Annotated in this window: 1 protein-coding gene; it reads right to left on the bottom strand. The window is 25.5% G+C overall.

From position 1 onward, the window contains the following. Window positions 1-231 (bottom strand): BspA family leucine-rich repeat surface protein (locus EZH24_RS13865; RefSeq protein ID WP_137999520.1); only part of this gene is annotated, 231 nt, incomplete at both ends.

The raw sequence follows: 231 nt of genomic DNA, 5'->3' as shown, positions 1-231 counted from the left end.
GCACCTAAAAACATACAGCTCATATTTTCAACATTAGATACATTCCATTTCGATATATCATTATTAAACTTTCTGCAATTAAAAAATATATCATGCATATCTGTTACATTAGAAGTATCCCAAGTTTCTATGCCATTAAATTTTTTTCTTGAAGATTCTTTAAATAAAGAACTCATATCAGTTATTAAACTTGTATCAATGCTTCCAAGATTAATATTTTCATCTTCTGTT

Origin of the sequence: Brachyspira catarrhinii (genome assembly GCF_005518285.1) — a bacterium.
GTDB classification, from domain to species: domain Bacteria; phylum Spirochaetota; class Brachyspiria; order Brachyspirales; family Brachyspiraceae; genus Brachyspira; species Brachyspira catarrhinii.
This window is presented reverse-complemented; position numbering and strand designations above follow the sequence as displayed.